Below are 5,097 nucleotides of genomic sequence, written 5' to 3' on the forward strand. Positions count from 1 at the left end.
CACTCATTCTGTGGTAATATTCCGCCGAGGGAGTACGAGGACGCCTTCTATAAGGCGCAGGGATCTACTACGTCATTCGCAAGTTCGCAGGAATCGTAGCCTCCAAGATCCCCGGGGCGGTCCAAGGAGTACTGGCGCCGCATCGAGCCAGCGATTCCCGAAGGCGGCGAGATTAGCCTGCGCGGCCTTCCGCGTCTCGTAGTTGCTCAGGTGCTATTTGGTCTCCAACAGCGATGCCGCAAGGGCTCCAAGACCCTCGTCACCGACTTGCGTCGAGTCTGCGATCACCTGCGGAAACAACAGGTCAGCTCAATCGAGGAACTGGATATCGCCAGCATGCGGCGCACGGCCGCCGCGACCTGGAAGTCGATGACCCGATTCGTTCTGCTCGCCAGGAAGAGCCCGGAAACTGAACGGAAGAAGCTGGTCTGGGACGCGAGTGTCTTCGGTCATCGCGGCAATCTCGACTTCACCGCGATCAGCCAGCCCTGGTTGCGCGAAGCGGTCATGCGCTGGGCCCTGGAGGAGCTGCCTCGCCGGCGCGGCAACGCGGTCACCAATGTCGTCCAGCACCACATCAACTCCATGGCCAAGCTCTCCGAGAGTCTGCGCGCCCACCGCAAGGACCAAGGCATCGTGCTCGTCGCACTCGGACGCCGCGATATCGAGGGCTTCCTTAACCGGCTCGCCTTTCTGGAGTCGACCGATGCGATCAGCTCAGACCTGCGGCTAAAGACCTGCCGGGCCGTGAGAAGCATGCTGGTGCGCACACGGGCCCTCGGGCTGACACGCCCCGGCGAGCCCATGGCCGGACTACCGGAGGACTTCACCATCTTTCCGCACGACATTCCAGCCGAGCCCGAGCGAGGCGAACCGGGCCGAGACATCCCGCCGGAGCTCCTACGACAGCTATGCGAGGCACTACCCCGCATCGAGGAATCCAGCGTCCGCGAGACCCGCATCGCCATCGAGCTGATGATCGACACAGGGCGCCGCCCCGACGAGGTCTGCGACCTGGACTGGGATTGTCTCCAACGTGACAGCGAGGGCAGGCCCGTGCTGATCTACGACAACGACAAGTCGCAGCGACTTCGCCGAGAACTGCCCATCGCCGAGGCCACCGCGCAGATCATTATCGAGCAGAAGAAGCATGTCCAGACGCGCTTCCCCGAGACACCGTTGTCGGAGCTGAAACTGCTCCCATCGCCGGTGGCCAACCCCGAGGGACGCAAAGCGATCACTGAGAGCAGCGTCAGCGAACGTCACCGCGACTGGGTCCGATCGCTGCCACCACTGATCCAGCCCGACGGCACCATCTTCGACAAATCCAAGATCGTGCCTTATTGCTACCGGCACAGTTATGCGCAACGACATTCCGACGCCGGAGTCGCGATCGACGTGCCAGCAAGCTCATGGACCACGACTCCCTGAGCACCACTCAGGTTTACTACCGGGTCGGCGAGGAGCGCCGCAGACAGGCCGTCGAGAAGGTCACCGCCATGCAGTTCGACCGGCACGGGCAGCGCGTTTGGCGTCAGGCGAAGGCCTTCCAAGACGCCGAGCGATTGCGCCACGGCGTTGGGGAAGTGGCGGTCGCCTATGGACGATGCACCGAGCCAAGCAACGTCCAGGCTGCTGGAACCAGTTGCCCACTGCGGTTTCGCTGCGTGGGCTGTGACCACTTCAGCACCGACGTGTCCTATCTGCCTGATCTCGAGGCGTATCTCGCCGACCTGCTGCGCAGCCGCGAGCGCATCTTGGCCACCTCTAAAGCCGACGACTGGGCCAAGGCCGAGGCGCTGCCTTCTCAAGAAGAGATCACGCGAGTCCGGCGTCTGATCCACCGCGTCAGGCAAGATCTCGACGACTTGTCCGATGACGAGCGAGAGCAGATCAACCAAGCGATCGCTGTTGTCCGCAAGACCCGCCAGGTCATGCTCGGCATGCCCCGAGTCCGCCAACCCTTCGTCGATCTTCGTCCGGAGCGTCCCACATGAATGCCGAAGAAGTATCGCCATCCGCGCTGGCTGCTGGCCGTCGCGCCGACTCGGCCCGCCGTCGCCAACGCGTCGTCAAGGCCATCAACACCTTCGCAGCCAGAGGCGAGGAGATCAGCGTCTCCGCCATCGCCCGTCGGGCGAACGTCGACCGCAGCTTTCTCTATCGCCACCGCGATCTGCTGGCCCAGATCCACGTGCTGGCGGCCGAGCCCTCCAACACCTCGCAAGGAGGCCCCGTCAGCCGGGCCTCCCTGAAGGCCGATCTGGCCAACAGCCGAGAGCAATGCGCCCGCCTGGCCCGCAAGGTCCAAGATCTGGAGCACCGCCTGTCGCAAGCGCTCGGCGAACAGGTTTGGCGCGAGGTCGGCATCGGCGGACCCGACGGTTTCCAGGAGTTGCAGCAACGAGTCGTTGCCTTGGAGGAGCAGAACGCCGACCTCCGGCTTCGCCTGGAGGAGCGCGACCAGGAACTGCAGGCGGCGCGCGATTCCAACCGAGAGTTGATGTCCGCGCTCAACAGTCGGCGGTGAGCTGAGAGGAGGTTGCCGTCGACCCAATCCTCGGCGGGCACCCCATAGGGGGGATGGCGATGGTTCCCGCCAGCGTCGCTAGACGACCGGTCTACTCGGCTGCTATGGTCATTGACATGCCGGTCACCACGCGCAGCACAGACACCCGTCGGAGCATCCTCGACGCCGCCCAGCGGATCATGGCCCACAAGGGTTACTCCGCGGTCGGCCTCAAGGAGGTGCTCGCGGAGGCCGGCGTGCCGAAGGGCTCCTTCTATCACTTCTTCGACTCGAAGGACGCCTTCGGTGAGGCGATGCTGAAGAGCTATTTCGCGGACTACATCGCCGACATGGACCGCATCCTCGCGCGGTCCGACGGGTCGGCCGCCGAGCGTTTGATGGCCTACTGGCAGCAATGGCGGCAGACGCAGAGCGTGGATGAGTGTCAGGGCAAGTGCCTCGCCGTGAAGCTCGGCGCCGAGGTGGCCGACCTGTCGGAGTCGATGCGACTGGCTCTGAAAGAGGGCACGGACGCGGTCGTCGACCGCATCGAGCGGACGATCGCCGCTGGCCTTGAGGACGGCTCGCTCTCGATCGACGGGGACCCCCGCGCCCTGGCCCAGGTCCTGTACGACATGTGGCTCGGCGCGAGCGTCATGGCCAAGATCCACCGCAATCTCGCACCAATGGACACCACCATGGCGGCGACCCGCCGGCTCCTGCACCTGTAGGGCCCCGAATTTCACGCCCGGCCGGGGGCGTGGGGCACTCTTTTGCCAATCTCTAGACGACCGGTCTACTACTCGAAAGGGAAGTCATGAAGGTTCTCATCGTTCTCACCTCGCACGACAAGCTGGGGGACACCGGCCGTAAGACCGGGTTCTGGCTGGAGGAACTGGCGGCGCCGTACTACCGCTTCAAGGAGGCCGGCTGGCAGATCGTGCTCGCCTCGCCCCAGGGCGGCCGGCCGCCGCTGGACCCGAAAAGCAACGAACCCAGCTTCCAGACCGACCAGACCCGGCGCTTCGAGGCCGACCCGGAGGCCACCGCGGCGCTGGCGGACACCGTGCGCCTGGACTCGGTCTCGGCCGACGACTTCGACACGGTCTTCTACCCCGGCGGCCACGGCCCGCTCTGGGATCTGGCCGAGGACACCGACTCCGCGCGCCTGATCGAGACGATGTTGCGCTCGGGCAAGCCACTCGCTCTGGTGTGCCACGCGCCCGGCGTCCTGCGCCACACGGTCAACGAAGACGGCACGCCGCTGGTGCGGGGCAAGCAGGTCACCGGGTTCGCCAACTCCGAGGAGGAGGCGGTCCAGCTCACCAAGGTCGTCCCCTTCCTGGTCGAGGACGAGCTCAAAGACCTGGGAGGCCTCTACTCCAAGGCCGGCGACTGGGAACCCCACGTCGTGCAGGACGGTCTGCTGATCACCGGGCAGAACCCGGCCTCCTCGGCCCCGGCGGCCGACGCCCTCATCAAGCTGGTCACCACGGCCAGCGCGTAAAACGCGAACGTGATCATTCTCCGTGAGCGCCTGATCGCCCCGGCCGAGTCACCCGGGGCGATCAGGTGGGCCGCCCAGTGACACCGGTCGCCGGACACCGGGCGATCGAGCCCCTGAAAGACGCGGCTTTCGACCGAGTACTGATCCATCGCTTCCCGACATTCCGGACCGCGCGGGCGTGACACGACAGCCTGGCGGTAGTCCGCACCGCCAGGCCGGCGCGGACCTCCGCGTGTTCATCGTCGAAGGCGTCGAGTACTCCCAGAGCCGCTGAGGCCACCCAGCCGGCGGCCCGCAGAAAAACAACATCAAGCCCAAGCACACCGTGAACGAATTTCAGGTGCCACCGCGATCTCAGGTGCCACCGCGGACCTGGCCTCGAGGACACTGCCACCCGACCCGGCCGCAACCTGCCCAGACCCTCTTGAAAGGTAGGACTTTCCGTGACTCTCGCCCTTGGACGGCCTGTCACTCTCGAACAGGCCGGTGAGCGCCCATCCCCCGGGCCCGCACCGTGGGCGGTAGCCGTCCAGGGCGCTACAGCGCTTGCCGCAAGCACAGGCATCGGCCGCTTCGTCTACACCCGATCCTGCCGCTGATGCAGGACCAGGCCGGTCTCTCGGCCTCCGGCGGTGCGAACCTGGCGACAGTGAACTACGTCGGCTATCTCGTCGGTGCGCTGGCCGGTATGGTCGCGCCTCGGCTGGTCCGCTCGCGCCCGAGGATGCGGGTATCGATGATCGTGCTGACTGCGGCTCTTGCCCTGATGCCGCTGACCCGGGACGCCGCAGTCTGGTCGGGGCTGCGCTTCGTCGCGGGGGTCGCCAGTGCGATCATCTTCGTGTATGCGGTCGGGGCGCTGCTGTCGGGGCTGCGCCGGTCGGCCCCGCACCTTGCCGGCTGGGGGTTCGGCGGGATCGGCGCGGGGATCGTACTCTCGGGACTGCTCGTCCTGTAAGAAATAACCCCTGAGTTCCAAGCCGTCTCTACCGCCCCGGTTGCCGCTGTTGTGGCCTGGGAACTGGGAATTTCCGCCTTCCCGAGTTCGATCACAGTGAGTTGAAGTAGCTTCACTCTTTGT

At 65.6% G+C, this 5,097-nt stretch carries 6 protein-coding genes; all 6 read left to right on the forward strand.

Translation table 11 applies throughout. The features are described 5' to 3' along the window. Nucleotides 1-210: 210 nt before the first annotated feature. The 6 genes from ACTWQA_RS58475 (at nucleotide 211) to ACTWQA_RS58500 (ending at nucleotide 4,974) form a co-directional block, all read left to right on the forward strand. Nucleotides 211-1,431 carry a hypothetical protein gene (locus ACTWQA_RS58475; protein ID WP_443167407.1) on the forward strand — a complete coding sequence of 407 codons (1,221 nt, stop codon included), beginning with the start codon at nucleotides 211-213 and terminating at the stop codon, nucleotides 1,429-1,431. Further along, nucleotides 1,413-1,997, forward strand: coding sequence for a hypothetical protein (locus ACTWQA_RS58480; protein WP_443167408.1), 585 nt, complete (start codon nucleotides 1,413-1,415; stop codon nucleotides 1,995-1,997). Before ACTWQA_RS58475 ends, ACTWQA_RS58480 begins: the two co-directional genes overlap by 19 nt. Continuing rightward, a complete protein-coding gene (locus tag ACTWQA_RS58485; protein WP_443167409.1) occupies nucleotides 1,994-2,530 on the forward strand; it encodes a DUF6262 family protein in 537 nt (178 codons plus the stop codon). Before ACTWQA_RS58480 ends, ACTWQA_RS58485 begins: the two co-directional genes overlap by 4 nt. 116 nt (nucleotides 2,531-2,646) lie before the next feature. Continuing rightward, a complete protein-coding gene (locus tag ACTWQA_RS58490; protein WP_443167410.1) occupies nucleotides 2,647-3,240 on the forward strand; it encodes a TetR/AcrR family transcriptional regulator in 594 nt (197 codons plus the stop codon). A gap of 86 nt (nucleotides 3,241-3,326) precedes the next feature. Continuing rightward, nucleotides 3,327-4,016, forward strand: coding sequence for a type 1 glutamine amidotransferase domain-containing protein (locus ACTWQA_RS58495; protein WP_443167411.1), 690 nt, complete (start codon nucleotides 3,327-3,329; stop codon nucleotides 4,014-4,016). A 514-nt stretch (nucleotides 4,017-4,530) separates the two neighbouring features. After that, a complete protein-coding gene (locus ACTWQA_RS58500; protein ID WP_443167412.1) occupies nucleotides 4,531-4,974 on the forward strand; it encodes a YbfB/YjiJ family MFS transporter in 444 nt (147 codons plus the stop codon). Nucleotides 4,975-5,097: the final 123 nt, after the last annotated feature.

The sequence above is a fragment of the Nonomuraea sp. 10N515B genome (assembly GCF_052245915.1).
In the GTDB taxonomy this organism is placed as follows: domain Bacteria; phylum Actinomycetota; class Actinomycetes; order Streptosporangiales; family Streptosporangiaceae; genus Nonomuraea.